This is a genomic window from Pseudomarimonas salicorniae, assembly GCF_023156535.1.
GTDB lineage: Bacteria > Pseudomonadota > Gammaproteobacteria > Xanthomonadales > Xanthomonadaceae > Pseudomarimonas > Pseudomarimonas salicorniae.
The window spans coordinates 93858-115302 of sequence record NZ_JALNMH010000004.1 but is presented as its reverse complement, the minus strand read 5'-3'; the positions used below and the strand labels follow the sequence as shown (position 1 = coordinate 115302).

15 protein-coding genes and 1 tRNA gene are annotated in these 21445 nt (G+C 68.5%); 9 read left to right on the top strand and 7 right to left on the bottom strand.

Annotated features, from left to right (window positions below; all coding sequences use genetic code 11):
- The first annotated feature begins 32 nt into the window (after positions 1-32).
- Both M0G41_RS06230 and M0G41_RS06225 read left to right on the top strand, forming a co-directional pair.
- Positions 33-2339: a caspase family protein gene (locus M0G41_RS06230; RefSeq protein ID WP_248206570.1), complete on the top strand. Its 2307-nt coding sequence runs from the start codon at positions 33-35 to the stop codon at positions 2337-2339.
- A 115-nt stretch (positions 2340-2454) separates the two neighbouring features.
- Positions 2455-2545: transfer RNA gene (locus M0G41_RS06225), tRNA-Ser, on the top strand.
- A gap of 666 nt (positions 2546-3211) precedes the next feature.
- Here the strand turns inward: M0G41_RS06225 and M0G41_RS06220 are convergent.
- The 3 genes from M0G41_RS06220 to M0G41_RS06210 are packed head-to-tail and all read right to left on the bottom strand — an operon-like array spanning position 3212 to position 11389.
- Entirely contained in the window at positions 3212-3898 is a 687-nt protein-coding gene (locus M0G41_RS06220; RefSeq protein ID WP_248206568.1) for a sensor histidine kinase, read from the bottom strand.
- A complete protein-coding gene (locus M0G41_RS06215; RefSeq protein ID WP_248206567.1) occupies positions 3891-5627 on the bottom strand; it encodes a response regulator in 1737 nt (578 codons plus the stop codon). Before M0G41_RS06215 ends, M0G41_RS06220 begins: the two co-directional genes overlap by 8 nt.
- A 20-nt stretch (positions 5628-5647) precedes the next feature.
- Entirely contained in the window at positions 5648-11389 is a 5742-nt protein-coding gene (locus tag M0G41_RS06210; protein ID WP_248206565.1) for a HAMP domain-containing protein, read from the bottom strand.
- Between the two features lie 249 nt (positions 11390-11638).
- On the opposite strand from M0G41_RS06210, the gene M0G41_RS06205 reads away from it, so the two are divergent.
- Positions 11639-12865 carry an aspartate aminotransferase family protein gene (locus M0G41_RS06205; protein ID WP_248206562.1) on the top strand — a complete coding sequence of 409 codons (1227 nt, stop codon included), beginning with the start codon at positions 11639-11641 and terminating at the stop codon, positions 12863-12865.
- A 67-nt stretch (positions 12866-12932) separates the two neighbouring features.
- Positions 12933-13337 carry a DUF6165 family protein gene (locus tag M0G41_RS06200; protein WP_248206560.1) on the top strand — a complete coding sequence of 135 codons (405 nt, stop codon included), beginning with the start codon at positions 12933-12935 and terminating at the stop codon, positions 13335-13337.
- A 351-nt stretch (positions 13338-13688) separates the two neighbouring features.
- On the opposite strand, the gene M0G41_RS06195 is transcribed toward M0G41_RS06200, so the two are convergent.
- Positions 13689-14735, bottom strand: a complete 1047-nt coding sequence (locus M0G41_RS06195; protein ID WP_425511232.1) for a glycosyltransferase family 9 protein — start codon at positions 14733-14735, stop codon at positions 13689-13691.
- Positions 14736-14775: 40 nt separating this feature from the next.
- Here M0G41_RS06195 and M0G41_RS06190 point away from each other — a divergent pair, with 40 nt between their 5' ends.
- The 3 genes from M0G41_RS06190 to moaC are packed head-to-tail and all read left to right on the top strand — an operon-like array spanning position 14776 to position 16726.
- The gene (locus M0G41_RS06190; protein WP_248206558.1) at positions 14776-15504 is read left to right on the top strand and encodes a 3-deoxy-D-manno-octulosonic acid kinase; all 729 of its coding nucleotides are present in this window, start codon (positions 14776-14778) and stop codon (positions 15502-15504) included.
- Entirely contained in the window at positions 15501-16247 is a 747-nt protein-coding gene (locus M0G41_RS06185) for an MBL fold metallo-hydrolase (RefSeq protein ID WP_248206557.1), read from the top strand. Before M0G41_RS06190 ends, M0G41_RS06185 begins: the two co-directional genes overlap by 4 nt.
- The gene (gene moaC / locus M0G41_RS06180; protein WP_248206554.1) at positions 16244-16726 is read left to right on the top strand and encodes a cyclic pyranopterin monophosphate synthase MoaC; all 483 of its coding nucleotides are present in this window, start codon (positions 16244-16246) and stop codon (positions 16724-16726) included. The genes M0G41_RS06185 and moaC overlap by 4 nt, the downstream gene beginning before the upstream one ends.
- Positions 16727-17255: 529 nt before the next feature.
- Here the strand turns inward: moaC and M0G41_RS06175 are convergent.
- The 3 genes from M0G41_RS06175 to M0G41_RS06165 are packed head-to-tail and all read right to left on the bottom strand — an operon-like array spanning position 17256 to position 20381.
- The gene (locus tag M0G41_RS06175; RefSeq protein WP_248206552.1) at positions 17256-17687 is read right to left on the bottom strand and encodes a response regulator; all 432 of its coding nucleotides are present in this window, start codon (positions 17685-17687) and stop codon (positions 17256-17258) included.
- A gap of 3 nt (positions 17688-17690) precedes the next feature.
- Complete coding sequence (locus M0G41_RS06170) at positions 17691-19859, bottom strand: ATP-binding protein (RefSeq protein ID WP_248206550.1); 2169 nt, start codon at positions 19857-19859, stop codon at positions 17691-17693.
- Between the two features lie 30 nt (positions 19860-19889).
- Positions 19890-20381 (bottom strand): TspO/MBR family protein, encoded by a 492-nt coding sequence (locus M0G41_RS06165; RefSeq protein WP_248206547.1) that lies wholly within the window; start codon positions 20379-20381, stop codon positions 19890-19892.
- Positions 20382-20751: 370 nt separating this feature from the next.
- Between M0G41_RS06165 and M0G41_RS06160 the strand changes: the two genes are divergently transcribed.
- Together M0G41_RS06160 and M0G41_RS06155 are read left to right on the top strand one after the other, a co-directional pair.
- Positions 20752-20958, top strand: coding sequence for a hypothetical protein (locus M0G41_RS06160; protein WP_248206545.1), 207 nt, complete (start codon positions 20752-20754; stop codon positions 20956-20958).
- Positions 20955-21440: a hypothetical protein gene (locus tag M0G41_RS06155; protein WP_248206543.1), complete on the top strand. Its 486-nt coding sequence runs from the start codon at positions 20955-20957 to the stop codon at positions 21438-21440. The genes M0G41_RS06160 and M0G41_RS06155 overlap by 4 nt, the downstream gene beginning before the upstream one ends.
- The last annotated feature ends 5 nt before the right edge of the window (positions 21441-21445 follow it).

Sequence of the window (21445 nt, the reverse complement as noted above, 5' to 3'; positions counted from 1 at the left end):
CGGCGCCCAGGCGCGCTCTGGTTGCACTCTCGATGGCAGCGCTCGTCGCCCTGGGCGGGCTTGCTCCACAGGCAGGTCAAGCGGCACGCGGTGGGCCCAAGAATCCAGAGGATCTGCTCATCGTCGACTGCCTGCTTCCAGGCCAGGTGCGCAAACTCGGTGCTCAGGCGACCTTCATGTCGGCGCGGCGGCCGATTCGCACGACGCAGGCAGACTGCGAGATCCGCGGCGGCGAGTATGTGTCCTACGACCGTGCCAACTACCAGACCGCGCTGCAGGTCTGGATGACCCAGGCCCTCACGGGCAGCGCCGAGGCGCAGAACTACGTCGGTGAGATCTACCTGAAGGGGCTCGGCACGCCGCCCGATCACGGCATGGCCGCGCAGTGGTTCCAGAAGGCGTCCGAACAGGGCTTTGCCCGCGCCAAGACCAATCTGGCCTATCTCTACGAGCAGGGCCTTGGCGTGCCCAAGGACGAGCTGAAGGCGCTCAACCTGTATCGCGAGGCCTCCGGTGCCGGCGGCGATGAGCTGCTCTTCGCCTCGGCGGTCAAGGTGCAGCTCGAGGCCAAGGACAGCGAGATTTCGGCGCTCAAGCAGACCGTTGAGGAGCAGCGCCAGCAGGCCGACCAGCTGCGCGCCCAGGTGCGCGACCTGCAATCCCAACTGGGTTCGCGAAAGCAGGCGGCCCAGGCCGCCCAGGCCGAAGTGGCCAGGCTGCAGCAGCAGCTGGCCCAGGCCCGACAGGCGACAGGCGCCGACTTCGCCGCGCTGGAGGCACAGAAGCGCGAACTGGCCAGTCGCTCGGACGACCTGCTGCGCCTGACCCGCGAGATCGAGGCTGAAAAGGCCGCCCTGCAGCGCCGCCAGGAGCAGCTGGCCCAGCAGGAGTCCGCGCTGCAGTCAGGGCAGGGCGCGGACGCCGAGATGCTGCAGCAGCAGAGCCAGCGTCTGGCTGCGTCCATCGAGGGCTCGAAGCAGCGCAGCGCCTCGCTCGAGTCGGAGCTGTCGCGGGTGCAGGCCGAGCTCGCCGCCCAGCGGGCTGCCTATGACGCGCGCATCGCCGAGCTGGAGGCCGCGGCCGCCAACCGCAACCAGGAGGACTGGGAGCTGATGAAGCTGCTGGAGACCCAGCTGGCCTCCCGCGAGACCGAACTGCGTAACCAGCAGCTGCAGATCGTCGCGCTGGAACAACAGGTTTCGATCAGCGGTGGCGCCCTGCTTGCTGCCGCGCCGACGCTCGAGATCATAGATCCCCCGCTGACCCTGACCCGCGGCAAGTCGGCGGCCATGCTGCGTGGCGCGCCCGGGCGGCATCCGCTGGTCGGCAAGGTCTCTGCGCCGCAGGCGGTGAAGGAGATCACCGTGAACGGCACGCCGGTCATCATCGGCGACAACGGCCTGTTCCGCGCCAGCGTCGATGTGGCCCAGCAGGGCTCGCTGATCCAGGTCGCAGCGGTCAGCCGCACGGGTGACCTCGCCAGCATCGAGTTCACCATGCTGCCGCAGCCCGGTGCCTCCCCCGTGAACGCGCCGAGCGCCGGCAGCGCGCGCGGCGTGCCCGCCGGGGTCAAGCTCGGCCGCTTCCACGCCCTGGTCATCGGCAACAACAGCTACCAGAGCAACGTCTTCGGCTCGCTGAAGAGCGCGGTCAATGACGCCACCGCGGTCAGCAACCTGCTCAGGGATCGCTACGGCTACAAGACCACCCTGCTGCTCAATGCGTCCCGCTTCGACATGCTCTCCGCGCTCAACGACCTGCGCCAGGAGCTGAAGCCCGAGGACAACCTGCTGGTCTACTACGCCGGTCACGGCGAGCTCAGCGAGGATGGCAAGACCGGCTACTGGATCCCGGTCGACGGGCAGGCGGGTTTGAGCAACACCTGGATCTCCAACCGTGCGGTGTCGGACATCCTCGACACCATGGAGGCCAAGCATGTGCTGGTGGTTGCCGACTCCTGTTACTCCGGTGCCCTGACCGAGGCGGCCCTGCCGCTGTTTGCCGGGGGCGGTGATCGCGGCAGCGACTGGGGCGAATGGGTCAAGACCATGAACGACGGCCGCGCACGCATAGCGCTGACCTCCGGCGGCCTGCAGCCGGTTCCGGATGTGGGCACCGGCAAGCATTCCTACTTCGCCCGTGCCTTCCTCAACGTGCTGGAGGACAACAACCGCCTGCTCGAAGGCCAGGCCCTGTACCGCGAGATCACCTCGACCCTTGCCCTGACCTCGCTCGATGCGCCGCTGACCCAGTCACCGGTCTACGCGCCGATCCAGTTTGCGGGCCACATCACCGGCGATTTCTTCTTCATGCCGCGGAGCGGCGCGGCGGCGCCCTGAGTCGAAGGGGCTTGCCCAGCGAAGGCGGCCTGCGTATGATCCGCCGCCTTCGCCCCCCGCCCTGACCGCCGGCCGGCGAAGTTCCGGCGCCCTGTCTTCAGGCGCCAGCCTCTGCGGAGAGGTGGCAGAGTGGTCGAATGCGCCGGACTCGAAATCCGGTATACGCTTTCAGCGTATCGAGGGTTCGAATCCCTCCCTCTCCGCCATCTACGATGGCTACAAGGTCGGCCCGGCCATCGCGCCTGCATGCGCGATGGCGTTCGATGGCTCGCGAACCTGTGGTTCGCAAGCGAGCCCTCTCACCCCTCTCCGCCATCTACGACGGCTCCGAGGTCGGCCCGGCCATCGCGCCTGCATGCGCGATGGCGTTCGATGGCTCGCGAACCTGTGGTTCGCAAGCGAGCCCTCTCACCCCTCTCCGCCATCTACGACGGCTCCGAGGTCGGCCCGGCCATCGCGCCTGCATGCGCGATGGCGTTCGATGGCTCGCGAACCTGTGGTTCGCAAGCGAGCCCTCTCACCCCTCTCCGCCACTGGGTCGCTACGCGTCAGGGATTCCCGGCCACGGCGAAGGGTCTGGTTCGGGCGCGAAGCAGACATTCATAGGGTGCGGCTTGCCGCACCGGGCATACCGTCCGAACGCCCGAATCGGTGCGTCCAAGACGCACCCTATGCGTCTTCGCCAACGCCCGACGAAGCCCGACTGTAGGAGCGCACATGGGCGCGACCGCGGCGCGGCGTATTCACCACAGACCGCGGCCAGAGCGAATCTCCGCTGTCGCGGCCATGTCCGCTCCTACGAAGAGCCCGCCCGATCGGGGCGGTGGCGAACGTCCGCTTTGGGCCCGGAGGGCGCGCCGGCTTCGGAGCCCTCAGGCCAGGGGCAGGGTGAGGATCAGGGCGGCGCCGCCCAGATCGGGGTCCTGCTCGGCGCGCAGGCTGCCGCCGTGGTCCTCGGCGCAGCGGCGGGCGAGAGTCAGGCTGAGGCCCAGTCCGGTGGCGTCGCGTTGCTCGAGGGGCGGGCCAAAGGCCGCCTCACGTTCAGGTTCCGGAATGCCCGGTCCCGAGTCCGCTACGGTCAGCACGGCCTGGTCGCCCTCGCGGCGCAATCTCAGGCGGATCCGGCCGCCGGCCGGGGTAAAGCGCAAGGCATTGTCGAGGAGGCGGCGGAGCAGGGTGGTGAGACGGTTGGCGTCGCCGTCGACCTCAAGCGGGTCGTCCGGAAGCTCGGCGGCAAGATCGTGACCCGCCGCGCGCGCCGCGCCCTCCACCTGGCCCAGGGCGTTGTCGATGATCAGGGCCAGCTCGTGGCGCTCCCGACGCGGGGATGTGTGGTGGGCGAGCGCATGCCCGTACTCGGAAAGATCCTCAAGCATCCGTACCAGGCGGCGGGTCTGGCGATCGATCATGCCGACCATCTCGCGCTGGCCCTCGGGATCGAGGCGGCCCCGGCCGAGCAGATCCGTCGCGGTGCGCAGCGGCACCAGCTCGTTGCGCAGGTCGTGGCTCAGCCGGCTCAGCCAGCGCGGGTCCCAGGGGGTGTTCTTGGGTTCAGCCATGCGCCACTCCCGACGCTACCCCGCCGCCCTCGCGGCGTTCCGCATTGCACAGCATCTCGATCTCCTCGAAGTCGGCCGGCTTCACGAGGTGGTGATCGAAGCCTGCCTCACGCGAGCGCTGTCGATCCGTCTCCTGGCCCCAGCCGGTCAGGGCGATGATAAGCGCGCGTTCGGCCCAGGGCTCGCCACGCAGCAGCCGGACCAGGTCGTAGCCGTTCATTCCCGGCATGCCCACGTCCATGAAAACGATCTCCGGGCGGAACAGGGCACAGGCCTCCCTGGCCTTGAGCGGGTCATAGACCACGCGGACCTCGTGCGAGGACAGGCGCAGCGCCATCGACAGGCTGTCGGCAGCATCGCGGTTGTCGTCGATCACCATGACCCGGCGACGCGCGCTGGGCATCGCGCTCGACTGCGCCGCCGGGATCGCTTCCCCGGACCTGGTGTCCCCGATGGGCCGGGCGGCGGAGAGCGGCAGCTGCACGGTGAAGGTGCTGCCCAATCCGCCACCGGCGCTTTCGGCGGCCACGCTGCCGCCGTGCATGTGGACCAGCTGGCGGACCAGCGTGAGGCCGATGCCAAGCCCACCCCGGGCGCGTTCCAGCGAGGTGTCGGCCTGCACGAACAGGTCGAAGATCTGCTCAAGCTGCGGGGCCGGGATGCCGATTCCCTCATCGCGGACCAGGACCACGGCACGGCCGTCCTCGCAGCGGGCGCTGATCGACAGCCGGGCCTCGGGCGGGCTGTACTTGCAGGCGTTGTTGAGCAGGTTGGCGAAGACCTGGGTCAGTCGTTCGGGATCGGCGTCCACTTCCACGTCGGCCGCCTCCAGATCGGCCTCCAGCGTCTGCCGCGCGTCGTCGATCACCGGTCGCACCGCGGCAATGGCGTCGTCGAGTACCGTTCGCAGCACGATCTGTCGCTTGCGCATCTCCAGCTTTCCGCGGGTGATGCGAGCGACGTCGAGCAGGTCGTCGATGAGTCGCACCAGCTGCCGCAGCTGGCGCTCCATGACGGTCAGCGCGCCACCCGTGACCTCGGGACTGCCGGTGCGCAGCAGCTGCAGGGCGTTGCGGATCGGCGCCAGCGGATTGCGCAACTCGTGGGCCAGGGTGGCGAGGAACTCGTCCTTGCGCCGGTCGGCGTCGCGAAGGCGCTCTTCGGCACGGCGTCGCTCGGCGATCTCCGCCTGCAGGGTGGCGTTGGTGCCGGCCAGTTCGCGGTTGGTCCGCTCCAGCACCTGGTTCAGGGCATGCAGCTCGTTCGCCTTTTCCGCCTGCAGGGCGGCATTGGCGTCGGCAAGATCCGCATTGGTTTTCTCAAGGCTCCGATTCAGGCGCTCCAGCTCGCGGCGCTGGCGATAGAGCTCGCAGAGCACCGAGACCTTGCTGCGCAGGATCTCCGGCACCACGGGTACGAAGACGTAGTCGACGGCACCCAGATGGTAGCCGCGCAATCGATCAAGGTCGGTGATGTGCACCGCGGTGACGAAGATGATGGGCGTCTTCTCGTGCCGCGGGTGCTGGTGGATCATGCTCGCCGTTTCGAAGCCATCGAGATCGGGCATGTTGACGTCGAGCAGGATGACCGCGAACTCCATCTCCATCAGCCGGGCGAGGGCTTCACGGCCTGAGCCGGCACGGACCAGGTTCTCGCCCAGTTCGGCGAGCACCGCCTCGTAGCTAAGCAGCCGCGAGGGCTGATCGTCGACGAGCAGGATATTGACCACGGCCGGCCTCCGGTCTTCGCTCAGCGATGCATCCACTGGCGCAGCATGGCCAGCAGCTGGTCAGTGTGGACGGGCTTGGCGATGTAATCGGAAGCCCCGGCCTCGAGGCACTTCTCGCGGTCGCCCTTCATCGCCTTCGCGGTGAGCGCGATGATCGGCAACGAGCGGAAGCGGCTGTCGCGGCGGATCTCGCGCATGGTCTGGTAGCCGTCCATGTCCGGCATCATGATGTCCATCAGGATCAGCGCGATCTCGGGCGTCTCGCCCAGCCGGTCGATGGCCTCCTGGCCGTTCGAAGCCGTGAGCACCTTCATGCCCTGCCGCTCGAGGATGCTGCTGAGGGCGAAGATGTTGCGGATGTCGTCGTCGACGACCATCACGCAGCGCCCGTCGAGCGCCTCGTTGGAGGAGTACAGGCGCTCCAGCATCTGCCGTTGCCGGGTCGGCAGCCGGTCGACCACCCGGTGCAGGAACAGGGCTGTTTCGTCGAGCAGCCGCTCGGGCGACTGCGCCCCTTTGAGCACGATGCTCTTCGCGACCCTTCCGAGGGCCTTCTCCTCCTCGGCGCCCAGTTCGCGGCCGGTGAAGACCACGATCGGCAGCTGGCGCAGGCGCTCCTCGGCTTCCACCTTTTCCAGCAGCTCGAAGCCGCTCATGTCGGGAAGGCTGAGGTCGAGCACCGCGCAGTCGAACTTCTCCTCGCGCAGTTTCCTCAGCGCCTCCGCGCCGGTGCCCACCGGCACGATCTCGACGTCCTCGTGGCCGATCAGGGCATCGATGCTGATTCGTTCGGCCTCGTTGTCCTCGATGACCAGCAGCCGTCGCACCTGGGGTTCGGCGAAGCGCTTGATGCGGTCCAGCGCCGCCTCGATCGTTTCCGTGGTGGTCGGCTTTGGCAGGAAGGAGAAGGCGCCGCGCTCCATGCCCTGCTGCCGCTCCTCCTCGATGGTGACGATCTGCACCGGAATATGACGGGTGGCCGGATCCTGCTTGAGTCGCGCCAGCACCGTCCAACCGAGCATGTCGGGCAGGAATATGTCGAGGGAGATCGCACTGGGAGTGAGGTCCCGCGCCAGCTTGAGTGCCTCGGCGCCGGACATGGCCACGACGCCACGGAACCCGCGCGAGCGGGCGAGATCGAGCAGCACTCTCGCGTAGCGTGCGTCGTCCTCCACGATCAGCAGCACCGGCTCGCCGGCCTGGATGAGTTCGCGGTCATCCTCGATGCTGTCCGACGTGCTGACGGCCGTTGCGGTGGCCTGGAGGGCGCGGCCTGTGGTCGATGCATCCGGCGCGGGGCGGCGGCGGACGCTGCCTCCCGTGGCGGCGTCGAGCGGCAGGTACAGGGTGAACATGCTGCCCTCGCCGGGGGCGCTGCGCAGGCGGATCTCGCCGCCCAGCAGGCTCGCCAGCTCCCGGCTGATGGCCAGGCCCAGGCCGGTGCCGCCGAACTTGCGGGCAGTGCCGGCATCGGCCTGCTGGAAGGCCTCGAAGATGATCCGCTGCTTGTCCGGGGAAATGCCGATGCCGGTGTCGCTGACGGTCAGGGCGACCACGTCGCTGGCCTGCGACAGCACCGGATGGCCCTCGCTCCAGCCGTCCTGCACCTTTCGCGCCTGCAGTCGCACGCTGCCCTGCTCGGTGAACTTGAAGGCGTTGGAGAGCAGGTTTTTCAGGATCTGCAGCAGTCGCTTGGGGTCGGTGGTGAGCGGACGCCCCAGCGAGGGGTCGATGTCCACGCTGAACTCAAGGTTGCGCCGCTCGGCCTCGTGGCGGAAGTTGCGCTCGACGGTGTCGCGGATTTGGCCGAATGAGATCTCCTCGTTCTCGACGGTGACCGTGCCGGACTCGATCTTCGACAGGTCGAGGATGTCGCTGATCAGGTTCAGCAGGTCGGTGCCGGCGCCGTGGATCGTCTTGGCGAACTCGACCTGGCGCGGCGTGAGGTTGTCCTCGACGTTGTCGGCGAGCTGCTGGCCGAGGATCAGGATGCTGTTCAGCGGCGTGCGCAGCTCGTGCGACATGTTGGCCAGGAACTCGGACTTGTAGCGCGAGGTAAGGGCCAGTTCGGCGGCCTTTTCCTCGAGTGCGCGGCGGGCCTGCTCGATCTCCTGGTTCTTGCGCTCGACCTCGACGTTGCGCTCGGCGAGCAGCTTGGCCTTGAGCGCCATCTCCTCATTGGTCTGCTGCAGCTCGCGCTGCTGCGTCTGCAGTTCGGAAGCGAGCTTCTGGGACTGGGCCAGCAGGCTCTCGGTGCGCATCGTCGCCTCGATGGTATTGAGGACGATGCCGATCGAGCCGCTGAGCTGCTCGAGGAAGGCACGATGCGATTCGGTGAACTCGCGCAGGCTGGCAAGTTCGATCACCGCCTTGACCTGGTCCTCGAACAGCACCGGCAGCACGATCACGCTGCGCGGGCGGGCATTGAACAAGCCGGAGCCGATCTGGATCGAGTCGTCGCCCAGGTCCTCGACCAGTAGACGGCGGCGCTCGGCGGCGCACTGGCCAACCAGGCCTTCGCCCAGACGAAACTCGCGCCTCGCGCCGCCCTGCAGGCCATCGGCGTAGCCGGCCAGCTGGCGCAGGCGCGGACCCTCATCGGCGGGTTCGACCACGTAGATGACACCCTGCTCGGCGCTTACAACCGGGGCCAGCTCGGAGAGCAGGATGTTGCCCAGCGTGATCAGGTCGCGCTGGCCCTGCATGGTGCTGGAGAACTTGGCCAGGTTGGTTTTCAGCCAGTCCTGCTCGCGGTTGCGTTCGGTGGTCGCGCGCAGGTTGTCGATCATCGAGTTGATGTTGTCCTTGAGGTCCGCCACTTCGCCGCGGGCCTCGACCTGGATGAGGCGGGTGAGGTCGCCCTTGGTCACCGCCGTCGCGACCTCGGCGATGGCGCGCACCTGCGAGGTGAGGTTGGCGGCCAGCCGGTTGACGTTGGCCGTCAGGTCCTTCCAGATGCCGGCCGTGCCGGGCACGTGGGCCTGGCCGCCCAGACGGCCCTCCACGCCGACCTCGCGGGCGACGGTGGTCACCTGGTCGGCGAAGATCGCCAGGGTGTTGGTCATCGCGTTGATGGTGTCCGCCAGCTCGGCAATCTCGCCCTTGGCCTGCACGGTCAGCTTCTGCTGCAGGTCGCCGTTGGCCACCGCGGTCACCACCATGGCGATGCCGCGGACCTGGTTGGTCAGGTTGGTGGCCATGACGTTGACGTTGTCGGTGAGGTCCTTCCAGATGCCGGCAACACCCGGTACGGTCGCCTGGCCGCCGAGCTTGCCGTCGGTGCCGACCTCGCGGGCGACGCGGGTCACCTCGGCGGCGAAGCTGTTGAGCTGGTCAACCATGGTGTTGATGGTGCTCTTCAGCTCGAGGATCTCGCCCTTGGCGTCCACCGCGATCTTGCGCGACAGGTCACCACGGGCCACCGCGGTGGCCACTTCGGCGATATTGCGCACCTGGGTGGTCAGGTTGGTCGCCATCGAGTTGACGTTGTCGGTGAGGTCCTTCCAGATGCCGGCAACGCCGGGCACGATGGCCTGTCCACCGAGCTTGCCGTCGGTGCCCACCTCGCGCGACATGCGGGTCACCTCGGCAGCGAAGCTGTTGAGCTGGTCGACCATGGTGTTGATGGTGTTCTTCAGCTCGAGGATCTCGCCCTTCACGTCGACCTGGATCTTGCGCGAGAGGTCGCCGCGGGCGACGGCTGTGGTCACCTCGGCGATGTTGCGCACCTGGGTGGTCAGATTGGTGGCCATCGAATTGACGTTCTCGGTCAGCTCCTTCCACACGCCCGACACGCCCTTGACGTTGGCCTGGCCGCCCAGCTTGCCCTCGGTGCCGACCTCGCGGGCGACGCGGGTGACCTCGGCGCCGAATCCGTTGAGCTGGTCGACCATCGTGTTGATGGTGTCCTTCAACTCGAGGATCTCGCCCTTCACGTCGACGGTGATCTTGCGCGAGAGGTCGCCACGCGCGACGGCGGTGGTCACCTCGGCGATGTTGCGCACCTGGCCGGTGAGGTTCGTGGCCATGGCGTTGACCGAGTCGGTGAGGTCCTTCCAGGTGCCGGCGACGCCGGGCACCTGGGCCTGGCCGCCGAGCTTGCCTTCGCTGCCGACCTCGCGGGCGACGCGGGTGACCTCGGCGGCGAAGCCGTTGAGCTGGTCGACCATGGTGTTGATGGTGTTCTTCAGGGCGAGGATCTCGCCCTGCACCTCGACGTCGATCTTCCGCGACAGATCGCCGCGGGCCACCGCCGTGGTCACCTCGGCGATGTTGCGCACCTGCGAGGTCAGGTTGGTGGCCATCGAGTTGACGTGGTCGGTGAGGTCCTTCCAGGTGCCGGCGACGCCGGTCACCTTGGCCTGGCCGCCGAGCTTGCCCTCGGTGCCCACTTCACGCGCGACGCGGGTCACCTCGGAGGCGAACGAGCGCAGCTGTTCAACCATGGTGTTGAGGGTTTCTTTCAGCTCCAGCAGCTCGCCGCGCACGTCGACGGTGATCTTGCGCGACAGGTCGCCATTGGCAATGGCGGTGGCGACGGCGGCGATGTTGCGCACCTGTCCGGTCAGGTTCGAAGCCATCGAGTTGACGTTCTCGGTCAGCTCCTTCCAGACGCCTGACACACCCTTGACCTGCGCCTGTCCGCCGAGCTTGCCCTCGGTGCCGACCTCGCGGGCGACGCGGGTGACCTCGGCGCCGAAGCCGTTGAGCTGGTCCACCATGGTGTTGATGGTGTCCTTCAGCTCGAGGATCTCTCCCTTCACGTCGACGGTGATCTTGCGCGAGAGGTCGCCGCGCGCCACGGCCGTGGTGACCTCGGCGATGTTGCGCACCTGCGAGGTGAGGTTGGAGGCCATCGCATTGACCGAGTCGGTCAGATCCTTCCAGGTGCCGGCGACGCCGGGCACGATGGCCTGGCCGCCGAGCTGGCCCTCGGTGCCGACCTCGCGGGCAACACGGGTCACCTCGGAGGCGAAGCCGCGCAGTTGGTCGACCATCGTGTTGATGGCCTCCTTGAGCTGCAGGATCTCTCCGCGCACGTCCACAGTGATCTTCCGCGAGAGGTCGCCGTTGGCCACCGCGATGGTGACTTCGGAGATGTTGCGCACCTGGGCGGTGAGGTTCGAGGCCATGGAGTTGACCGATTCGGTCAGGTCCTTCCACACCCCCGACACGCCGCGCACCTTGGCCTGTCCGCCGAGCTTGCCCTGTGTACCCACCTCGGTGGCGACGCGGGTCACCTCGGAGCTGAATACGCTCATCTGCTCGATCATCTTGTTGACGATGCCGGCCGAGCGCAGGAAGGCGCCCTCGAGCGGTCGGCCATCAACGTCCAGAGCGATGGATTGCGACAGATCGCCCTTGGCCACCGCGGCGATGGCGTCGGTCATCCGTTCCGTGGGCCAGAGCAGGTCGTCGATCAGCGTGTTGACCGAGGTCTCCATGCCCTCCCAGGCGCCGGCACGGCCCCCGAAGCTGGCGCGTTGGCGGGTCTTGCCCTGGCGACCCACGGACTGGCCGATGCGGTCCAGCTCGCCCGAGACGCGGCGATTGAGCTGGACGATGTCGTTGCAGGCCTCGGCCAGCTTGCCTTCGACGCCGTCCCAGTCCGAGGGAAGTTTTGCCGAGAAGTCGCCGTTCCTGATGAGGTTCAGCGCGTCGAGCACCTGACGCAGCCGGGCGTCGCGGTCGTCGGCCTGCGCTGCCTTCGCGGAGGCGCTGCGGCGCGGGGTTGCAGGGGCGGTGGTGCGGCGAGTGGGCATGCCTGTCTCCAGTCATTGGAGGGCGCGATCGTGCGCATTGCACGTTCGCCATTCTTCGGATTAGCAGACGGTTCAATCGGCGCCGGCCGGACATCCGGCAAGCGTGCCCGAGGGGCCTGGGGAAGGGAAGGGCGCGGCGCCCGATGGCCGCGCGCAAAATTCATTTCCCGGACGGAATGCGCAGCTGCCGGATCCCGGCAGCGGGCACGCTTTGCGATACTGCGCGGCCCCACCCCTGGTCCGCGACCGATGTCCGCCGAAGACCCCACCCGTAGCCTGCTGGCCAGCGCACGCGAGCACTATCTGCCCATCTATCGACAGCGCGAACTGGTCCTGGTGCGCGGAGAGGGCTCGCGGGTCTGGGACGCAGCGGGCCGCGACTTCGTCGATCTGGCTGCCGGCATCGCCGTCAACGCGTTGGGACACGCCGACCCCGGCCTGCGCGAAGCCCTGGTCGAGCAGGCCGGCAGGCTTTGGCACACCAGCAACATCTTCCACAGCGAGCCGCCGATCCGGCTTGCCGAAGAGCTGGTCCGGGCAGCCGGATTCGCCCGTCGGGTGTTCCTGTGCAACAGCGGTGCCGAGGCCAACGAGGCGGCGATCAAGCTGGCCCGCCGGTATGCGGCTTCCCGGGGGCGCGACCCTGCGCGGCGGGTCATCCTCACCTTCCGCGGCAGCTTCCACGGCCGAACCCTCGCCGCGATCACCGCCACCGCCCAGCCCAAGTACCAGGAAGGCTTCGAGCCGCTGCCCGCTGGCTTCCGCCATGTCGACTTCAACGACGTCGACGCGCTGGATGCCGCCTTCGGCGAGGACGTCTGCGCGGTGCTGGTGGAGCCGATCCAGGGCGAGGGCGGTGTCCTGCCTGCCGCCCCGGGATTCCTCGCCCACCTGCGCCGGCGTTGCGACGAGCAGGGCGCGCTGCTGATGCTCGACGAGATCCAGTGCGGGATGGGTCGCACCGGCCGTCTGTTCGCCCACGCCTGGGATGGGATCAGCCCGGACGTGGTCACCTTGGCCAAGGCACTCGGAGGGGGATTCCCGATCGGCGCCATGCTGGTCGGCGGGCCGGCCGCGGATGCGCTGGGCTTCGGCAGCCACGGCACCACCTTCGGTGGCAATCCACTCGCTGCGGCGGTGGCGCGCGCGGTGCTGGCGCGCATCGACCAGCCCGAGCTGCTCGGCAATGTCGAGGCGCGCGGCCTGCAGCTGGTCGAGGGGCTGCGTCGCCTTGATCCCGCGGCGCGCTGGTTCGAGGGCGTGCGCGGTCGCGGCCTGATGCAGGGTGCGGTCCTTCGCCCGCAGTTTGCCGAGCGCGCCGCGGCCGTGCTCGACGCGGCGGCGGGCGAGGGCGTGCTCCTGCTGACCGCGGGCACCGGCGTGCTGCGTTTCGTGCCGGCGCTCAACATCAGCGAGGCCGAGCTGGCCGAGGGTCTCGAGCGGCTCGGCCGCGCGCTGCACGCCGCGCTGGACTGAAGCCGGGATGCCGGCAGCGCCGGCTTCGGCTAGCATTCGCCTCCCAAGCCTGCTGTGGAATCCTGACGTGTCGGAAATCCTGGTCCCGGTGTCCTTCGGTGAACTGCTGGACAAGATCGCCATCCTCGAAATCAAGTCGGAGCGGATGAGCGATGCCGCCAAGCTGGAGAACGTGCGCCGCGAGCTGTCCGCCCTGGAGGCGACCTGGTCTGCGCATCCGGCGGCCGGGCAGGACATCAGCGCCCTGCGTGCCGAGCTCAAGGCCGTCAACGAGCGCCTCTGGGTGATCGAGGACGACATCCGCATCAAGGAGAAGGCGCAGGCCTTCGACGACGAGTTCATCCGCCTCGCCCGGGCGGTGTATTTCGAGAACGACGAGCGCGCGCGGATCAAGAAGGCCATCAACCTGGCGCTGGGCTCCACCTACGTCGAGGAAAAGTCCTACCAGGACTACCGCGCCGGTAGCGCCTGAGCGCAGACCGGGCTGCCCGGATCCGTCCTCGTACTGCCGAGAATCGCCCGCGATCACTTGCGAGGGATGGGCGCGAATCGGACATTGGCCACCGACCCCGATCGTGCGGGCTTTTCGTAGGAGCGGACATGGCCGCGACCGCGGAGGTTCGCTCTGGCCGCGGTCTGTGGAGAACACGTCACGCCGCGGTCGCGGCCATGTGCGCTCCTGCAGTCGGGCTTCGTTGGGCGTCAGCGAAGCCCCATAGGGTGCGTCTTGGACGCACCGATACGGGCGTTTGGACGGTACGCCCGGTGCGGCCAGCCGCACCCTATGAATGTCATCTCCGCGCGCGGACTGCGCCTCGACGCCTCAGGCCGGCGTGGCCAGATGCCGTTCGAAGGCCTCGATCACGTCGGTCTCGTCGATCAGGTCCATGACCCCCGGGAACTCGATCTTCTTGCCCCAGGGCAGGCGCTCGGCATCGCGGCGGAGAAACTTTCGGGCCGCCTCGGGATAGCGGTCGACGCAGAAGCGGCGGTCGCTGTAGGGGCCGCTGCGGTGCGGGTTGCTGGCGGCGTGCAGGCCGAGCACCCGGGTGCCGACCGCGTTGGCCATGTGCATGGGGCCCGAATCCGGCGTCGCGACGATGCTCGCACGCTGCATCAGTGCCAGCAGCTGCTTCAGGGTGTCCTTGCCGATCAGATCGATGACCGGGGCACGGGTGGCGGCGATGATCGCGTCGCCCACGTTGCGTTCCAGCGCGCTGCGGCCGCCGCAGAGCAGGATCCGGTAGCCGCGTTCGGCGGCGTGGCCGGCGAGCGCCGCATAGCCCTTTGTGTGCCAGTTGCGCAGCGCGTGCGAGGAACAGGGGCTGAGCAACAGGGTCGGCTGATCGCCCGGCAGCACCGACTCGGCGAAGGCATGGTCGGCCTCGCTGATCGGAATGTCCCAGACCGGCGCTTCGAGGCGCGGTGCGCCGATCGCGGTGCCAAAGCTGGCGATGGCGTCGAGCACGTGCTGGCCGCGCCCGGGCTCGATGCGCTGGTTGATCACCAGGCCGTGCAGGTCCTTGGCGCGGGCACGGTCGTAGCCGACCCGGCGCTCGGCGGGCACCAGGGTCGAGAGCAGATTGGCCCGCAGCGCCACCTGCATCTGCAGCAGCACGTCGAAGCGGCGGCCTTGCAGGGTCTCGCGCAGCGCCTTGGCGTCCGAGAGCCGGCGGCTCTTGTCGACCACCACGAACTCGACGCCCGGCAGGTCGCCGACCAGCTTGTGCTCAAGCTTGCCGATCACCCAGGCCAGCCTGGCCTCGGGATAGCGTGCCTGCAGCGTACGTACCAGGGGCACGACGTGGGTGACATCGCCCAGCGCCGACAGGCGCAGCAGGCAGATCGACTCGATCGAGGTGGAGGGCAAGGTAGACTCCGCGGCAGGCCCTTGGATTTCGCACGCCAGCATGCAGCTCTCTGCGGTGGACGCCCGATGCGTCACGACGGCGCATGGCGCGATTGTGTTCGACCGTCGGCGCCTGCCACAAGTCGACGAGCGCTGGCTCGAACCGAACGATTCAGCCGACGCCGCTCGCGGCGGCCGCGGCGCGGTGTGGCGCGTGGATACGCCCGCCGGACGGGCGGTGCTGCGCCACTATCGCCGGGGCGGCGCCGTGGCCCGGATCAGTGCCGATCGCTATCTCTGGGCCGGCGCCGGCCGCACCCGCAGCTTCGCCGAGTTCGAGCTGCTGTCGACCCTGCTTGAGATGGGGCTGCCGGTGCCCCCGCCGCTGGCGGCGCGCTACCGTCGCTGCGACCCGCTGCGCTACACCGCCGACCTCCTGACCCTCGAGATTCCTGGCGCGCGGACCCTGGCCGAGCTGTTTCCGGCGGTGCTGGAGGATGCCGGGGCGATCGAGCAGCTCGGCCTGACCCTGGCCCGCTTCCATCGCGCGGGGGCCAGCCATGCCGACCTGAATGCCCATAACATACTGCTTGACCGAAACGGACAGTGGTGGTTGATCGACTTCGACCGCGGTCAGCTGCGGGCGCCGCGACCGGGCTGGTGGGCGCGGCGGATGGATCGTCTGGAGCGCTCCTGGCGCAAGCTTGGCGTGCTGCAGCAGGCACGGGGGTTGAGCGCATGGCGCCAGCTGCGCGCCGTGCACGACGCCGCTGCGGGAGTCGGCCGGTGAGCTGGCAGCTGCGCTTCCTGGGCGTCGGAGGTGCCCAGGCGCCCGAGCTGGGCTCGTCCTCGGTGGTGCTGGAGCACGACGGCTGTCCCCAGCTGATGGTGGACTGTGGCGCAGAGGCCATGTCGGCTTACCTGGACCGCTACGGCGAGCCGCCCGCGGCGATCTACCTGACCCACACCCACTTCGACCACATCGCCGGCATGGAGCGCTGGTTCTTCGGCACCTGGTTCGACGAGGCCCGGCGGGGGGCCATGCGGCTCTATTGCCATGCTGCCCTGGTGCCGTGGATCCAGGCCCGCGTGGCCGACTACCCGGGCGTGCTGGCCGAGGGCGGGGTGAACTACTGGGACGGCATCCGCCTGATCCCTTGCCAGCGCGGCTTCTGGCACGGTGGACGCTGGTTCGAGGTGTTTCCGACCCGCCACCACGAGCCCAACACGTCGTTTGGCCTGGCGCTGGCCGGCTGCTTCGTCTTCACCGGCGACACCCGGCCGGTGCCCGAGCAGCTGGCGCGCCACGCCGGTCAGGGCGTGCTGCTGGCGCACGACTGTGCCCTGCACGGCAATCCCTCGCACACCGGACTGGACGATATCGAACGCGAGTATCCGGCCGAATGGCGTCCTTCGCTGGTGCTCTACCACTATGGATCGGAGGCCGACGGCCGGGCGATCGCGGCACGCGGCTACCGCGTGGCGCGGGCCGGCGACGCCTTCGACCTCAACCCGCCCGCGGAGGCAGCATGAGCAAGCAGGGCCTGACCCACGTCGATGCTTCCACGCAGCGCCCCACCATGGTCGACGTCGGTGACAAGCCGGTCACGGAGCGCAGGGCGCATGCGCGGGCAAGGGTGCGCTTTCCCCCCGCAGTCGCCCGCCAGCTTCGCGATGACGCCCTGCGCGTGGCCAAGGGGGCGGTGATCGACACCGCCATCATCGCCGGCACCATGGCGCTCAAGCGCACCCACGAGCTGATTCCTTTCTGCCACCCGCTGCCCCTTGAGGCATGCCGGATCAGCATCGACTGGGAGGACGACTGTGCCCTGCGCATCGACTGCGAGGCCCGGGCCACCTACCGGACCGGCATCGAGATGGAGGCCCTGACCGGGGCCAGCGTCGCAGCCCTGACGGTCTACGACATGTGCAAGGCACTTTCGCACGAGATCGTCATTGAACAGGTGGCTCTGGTGTCCAAGCGGGGCGGCCGGCGGGACGTCGGCGAGTAGGGCCTGGGCACGTGCGTTGCGGCGGTCCCGCACCTCCGCGCCTCCGGCGATCCGCGGGTAGAGCGAGGGGCAAGGGGCAGAAGGCAACCCGGAGCGGGAGTGGCGGGCGTAGGCAAGGGGCGCAAATCGGACATTCGCCACCGACCCCGACCGGGCGGGCTCTTCGTAGGAGGGGACATGGCCGCGATCGCGGAGGTTCGCTCTGGCCGCGGTCCGAGGTGAATCCGTAGCGCCGCTGTCGCGCCCAAGGGGGCTCCCACAGTTGGGCTTCGTTGCGCGTCAGCGAGCCCTATACGGAGTGCCTTGGCGCACCGATACGGGCGTTCGGACGGTACGCCCGGTGCGGCCAGCCGCAGCCTATGAATGTCTTCTTCGCGCCCGAATCGGCCCTTTCCAGCTGGTCGCCGCCGCGCGGGGTGCGAGGTGTCCACGTTCCACCAAGCCGGGCAGGGTGCGGCCCGGGAACCGGGCTCAGCGCGGTAGCCTGCGCTCCGCGGGCAATGTCCGGCGACGCCGGTGGCCCTTGCGCTCAGGCCTGCGCGGCTTCCGCAGCGAGACGGCGGCGGCGCGATAGCTCGCCCTGGGCCATCACCCGGAACAGCAGCTCCTCGGCTTCGTAGGGCTTGAGCAGGAAGTCGTCGGCCCCCTCGGACAGGGCCTGGAGCAGGGCCGGCTTCTCGTGCGCGGCGGTGCACAGGATCACCGGCATGTCATCCCACTCGCCCCGCGCGCGGATCGCCTTCAGCACCTCGCGCCCGTCCATGCCCGGCATGCGCAGGTCGAGCAGGACCAGGTCCGGACGCAGCGCCTGCAGGCGAGACAGGGCGGTCTGGCCGTTTCCGGCGGGCATGATGTCGATGCCGGCCTCGGCCAGCAGACGACCCAGCAGCCTGAGATTGGGTTCCTGGTCGTCCACTGCCAGGACCAGCAGTGGTTCATCGGGCCATGGCCAGTTGCGCATTACCTACTTCACCTCGTTCAGGACACTGTTCAGATGTTCTTCGCCCTGGTGGAGCAGCGACTCCATCTGCGCGATGTCAAATCGTTCGACGGCGCCGCGAAGACGCTCGCCGAAGTAGGCCAGCGAGGGCGCCTGGTGGCTCTCGCCGAGTTCCATCAAGCGAGCCGCAAAGCGGCCCACCTCGGCAACGCGGAGCGTTGAGCGCAGACGGGGGAGGGAAGTCTCCAGCATCTCGCGAAGCTCGGCGATCATTCGTTCGTCCAGGGCTTCGGCGCCCTCGATCAGCGGGGCCGGGGGGGGCAGGTCGGGCGCCGACCCGGTGTCGGCGGGTTCGGGTTCCTCGCGCTCGCCCAGGTGCTCGACCAGCGCCTGGTAGAGCACTTCGCGGTCGACCGGCTTGCGGACATAGCCATCGAAGACCTTGCCCAGCTCGCGTTCTTCCCGGCTCATGCTCGAGGCGCTGATCGCGATCACCGTCGGTGGATCGGGCTCCATCCGTTCGCGCAGCCGGCGCGTGGCCTCGCGGCCGTCGAGGATCGGCATGCGCAGGTCCATCAGGATCAGGTCGGGGCGGAACTCCGTGGCCTTGTCCACTGCCTCCTGGCCGTTCGAGGCGAACTCCAGCTGGTGGTCGCCCTCGCTGAGGAAGGCCTGCAGCAGATCGCGGTTCCAGGCCACGTCGTCGACGATGAGGATGCGGCTGGGTGCCAGCCGGTCGAATCCGACTCCAGCGCCGAATCGGCTGCCCGAGGCGTTCGCACGGTCGCCGATCTCGGCACCCAGGAGGGTCACGGTGAAGGTCGAGCCCTCGCCCGGGGTGCTCTGCACGTCGACCTTGCCGCCGAGCAGGTCGGTCAGGCGGCGGACAATCGCGAGGCCAAGGCCGGTGCCGGACTCGCGTTCCTCGTCGGCCACCGCGCGATGGAAGGGCTCGAAGAGCTGCGCCTGCTGCGCTTCGGGAATGCCGCGGCCGGTGTCGCGCACGGAGAAACGCAGGTCAGCCCGCGCGCCGGAACGTCCAATGACCTCCACCAGGAGGTCCACCTCGCCCTGGTCCGTGTACTTCACTGCATTGGAGACCAGGTTCATCAGGATCTGCCGCAGCCGGTGCGGGTCGGTGAGCAGGGCACGGGGCACCTCCGGACGGGTGCGCACGCGCAACACCAGCCCCTTGCGGTTGGCGGCCTCGCTGAACACCCCGACCGTGCTGTCGACCAGATCGCGGATCTCGACCATCTGCGGCGACAGCGACAGCTTTCCGGCCTCGATCCTCGACAGGTCGAGGATGTCGTTGATCAGCGCCAGCAGTGCCTCGCCGCTGGTTCGGATCGCCCGCAGGTACTCCTGTGCCTGGGGCTCGATGCGGGTGCGGCCGAGCAGCTGGGAGAAGCCGAGCAGGGCGTTCATAGGGGTGCGGATCTCGTGGCTCATCGTGGCCAGGAACTCGCTCTTCTGCCGAGTCGCGCGCTCGGCCTCGACCGCGCGCGCCTCGATGACACGGCGGGCCTGTTCCTCCTGATTGCCGCGGCGAAGCAGGGCCAGGGCGATGATCGCCATGACCAGGGCCAGGCCATTGACCAGCACCACGGTGACCGCACCCTGGGTCAGCATGCCTTCGAGCAGCGCCTGCCGCTGCCTCAGCAGCCGGTTCTCCTCGCCCTCGATGGACAGCAGCAGGATGCGGATCTCGCCGGTCAGTACCGCGCCGCCACCCTGGAGCACCTGTGGCGCATCGGCACCATTGCCCAGTACCTGGGCCTCGCCGATTGCGCGCCGGAACCACTCGTCGCGAGCGTCCATCACGGCACGCAGCCGCTCGACGCGCTCAATCTGGCTGGGGTTGTCGCTGACCAGCGCCGCGAGGCGGTCGAGGCGTTCCGCGACCGTGCTGATCGCCATCGAGTGGGCGCGCAGATGCCCCTCGTTGGCCGCCAGCAGATAGCGCAGGCCAAAGGTATCGACGTCATGGCTGGCTGAATTCAGCTCCTTGACCGCCTCGATCACCGACATCGTGTGGGTCACCCACTGCACCGAGTCGCGCAGCTTGCCAAGCGTACGGGCGCTGAACATCGCGCCCGCCACGATCAGGGCCCCGGCAATCACCAGAAGGATGACCTGGAACCGCCGGGAAGCCGAGGGCGGTGCCTTCGGTGTTGCATTGGGCTGGGGCATGTGTGGAGGCCGCTCGATGGATACGCGCAATTACCAGTTGAGTGCCAGGATGACGCCGTTGAGCACGAGGGCGAAGGATACCCAAAGCAGGTTTGGCAACTGTAGCCATGCCGCGCCAGGACGTGCCGCGGCCGCGGTCAGGACGCTGCATACAGCGGCTATCCAGAGCAGGATCACGTCGGCAAAGGCGAGCAGTGGCGACTGCAGCCCGAAGAAGAGCGGTGTCCAGGCCGCATTGAGCAGCAGCATCACGCCGAATGCGACCAGGCTGCGTCGCCGCTGCCTGCTCGGCGGAGCCTGCAGGAGCAGCGCCAGCGACGCGGCCAGTGCCGCGTAGATCGCCGACCACACGGGTCCGAAAATCCACGGCGGCGGCTGCCAGGTCGGCTTGGCCAGGCTCTGGTACCACTCGCCTGCCGGGAATGCCGAACCGACCAGCATCACCGCCGCGACGACCGTGATCGATATGGCCCAGCTCGGCCAGCTGCGTTCGGGGTCAATGCTCATCGTTTGTGAGTTCATGAGAAATCCCTTCATGGCCCGGCGCTCCCAGACAAGCCTCGGCCGTGGACGGTCGAGCCGGCATTGGCGGGAGGGCAGCAAGAGACATGCCAGCCATTAGCTATTCGTGTGCTGCGCAGCAAGCATCGCCCGGGGCGAGCGCAAACCCTTGCCCGATCGTGCTTTTCATCCCTCGCGGAGGTTCTGGGTGGGCTTCCTTCACCGGCCGAGCGCCGGGTGCCTCCGTGCAGAACGCCGTTCGCTCGTGCGCAACCGTGCCGATTGCAATGGGTCATCGGCGGAGGTTTGGGCTAAGTCATTGATTCGGTTTTCACGAAGGGTTGGCACAGCGTTTGCGTGATGTTCATCGTCGCCCCCGAGGAACGCCGCCATGACCGTCCTGTGCATCGAAGAGCTGACCGAAGCGGACCTGCGGGTCCTCGCCAACCACAATCGGTCGAAGCCGGCTCCGGCTCCACGCCCCCTCACCGTGGCGAGCCCGGAACGGGCAGCGGCCAATGAAGTTCCGGCCTGCAAGGCTGAGCTGCCGTCGCTTGCCATGCCCAGCGTGCCTGCCATGGCAGGAGGTGTGTCATGAGCCGCGGGGTGCCGCTTCTGCCCTTGGCGGCGCTGGGCGTCACTGCCTGGGCCGCCCTGTGGTCGCTGATTGCGCTGTCCAATCCCGAACTGCCCGCTGTCAGCGAGCGCATGACCGTCGATCAGCCGATCAGGCTGGTCCGCAGCGAGGCCGACATGGACGTCGCCCGGGATCGCCTCGAGGTCGCGTTCGCCGACAAGGCCGCCGCTGCACTGCGCGAGCGGCTCGGCTTCGGTTACCGCTTCGAGATGACACGCCTCGAGTCGCTGACCCTGCGTGACGATCGTGCCGATGCGCGGCTGTGGGGCCTGCTGATCGCCGCCAACCAGGCGCCCGCCATGTTGCGTGTCGATCTGCGTCTCGATCGCCGCACCCAGCAGGTCGAGAGACTGTACGCGCAGGCCTATGGCGAGCGTGAGGACGATCCCTTCATCACCGCCTGGATCGCCAACGACCCGGGCACTTTGCAGGCGGCCCGCTAGCCGCC

Bases quoted from the DNA above. Each gene is read 5' to 3' on its own strand.
- M0G41_RS06165 (WP_248206547.1), bottom strand. From the start codon at position 20,381: ATGAACTCACAAACGATGAGCATTGACCCCGAACGCAGCTGGCCGAGC.
- M0G41_RS06160 (WP_248206545.1), top strand. From the start codon at position 20,752: ATGACCGTCCTGTGCATCGAAGAGCTGACCGAAGCGGACCTGCGGGTC.
- M0G41_RS06190 (WP_248206558.1), top strand. From the start codon at position 14,776: ATGCAGCTCTCTGCGGTGGACGCCCGATGCGTCACGACGGCGCATGGC.
- M0G41_RS06220 (WP_248206568.1), bottom strand. From the start codon at position 3,898: ATGGCTGAACCCAAGAACACCCCCTGGGACCCGCGCTGGCTGAGCCGG.
- M0G41_RS06170 (WP_248206550.1), bottom strand. From the start codon at position 19,859: ATGCCCCAGCCCAATGCAACACCGAAGGCACCGCCCTCGGCTTCCCGG.
- M0G41_RS06175 (WP_248206552.1), bottom strand. From the start codon at position 17,687: ATGCGCAACTGGCCATGGCCCGATGAACCACTGCTGGTCCTGGCAGTG.
- moaC (WP_248206554.1), top strand. From the start codon at position 16,244: ATGAGCAAGCAGGGCCTGACCCACGTCGATGCTTCCACGCAGCGCCCC.
- M0G41_RS06205 (WP_248206562.1), top strand. From the start codon at position 11,639: ATGTCCGCCGAAGACCCCACCCGTAGCCTGCTGGCCAGCGCACGCGAG.
- M0G41_RS06230 (WP_248206570.1), top strand. From the start codon at position 33: ATGGCAGCGCTCGTCGCCCTGGGCGGGCTTGCTCCACAGGCAGGTCAA.
- M0G41_RS06210 (WP_248206565.1), bottom strand. From the start codon at position 11,389: ATGCCCACTCGCCGCACCACCGCCCCTGCAACCCCGCGCCGCAGCGCC.
- M0G41_RS06155 (WP_248206543.1), top strand. From the start codon at position 20,955: ATGAGCCGCGGGGTGCCGCTTCTGCCCTTGGCGGCGCTGGGCGTCACT.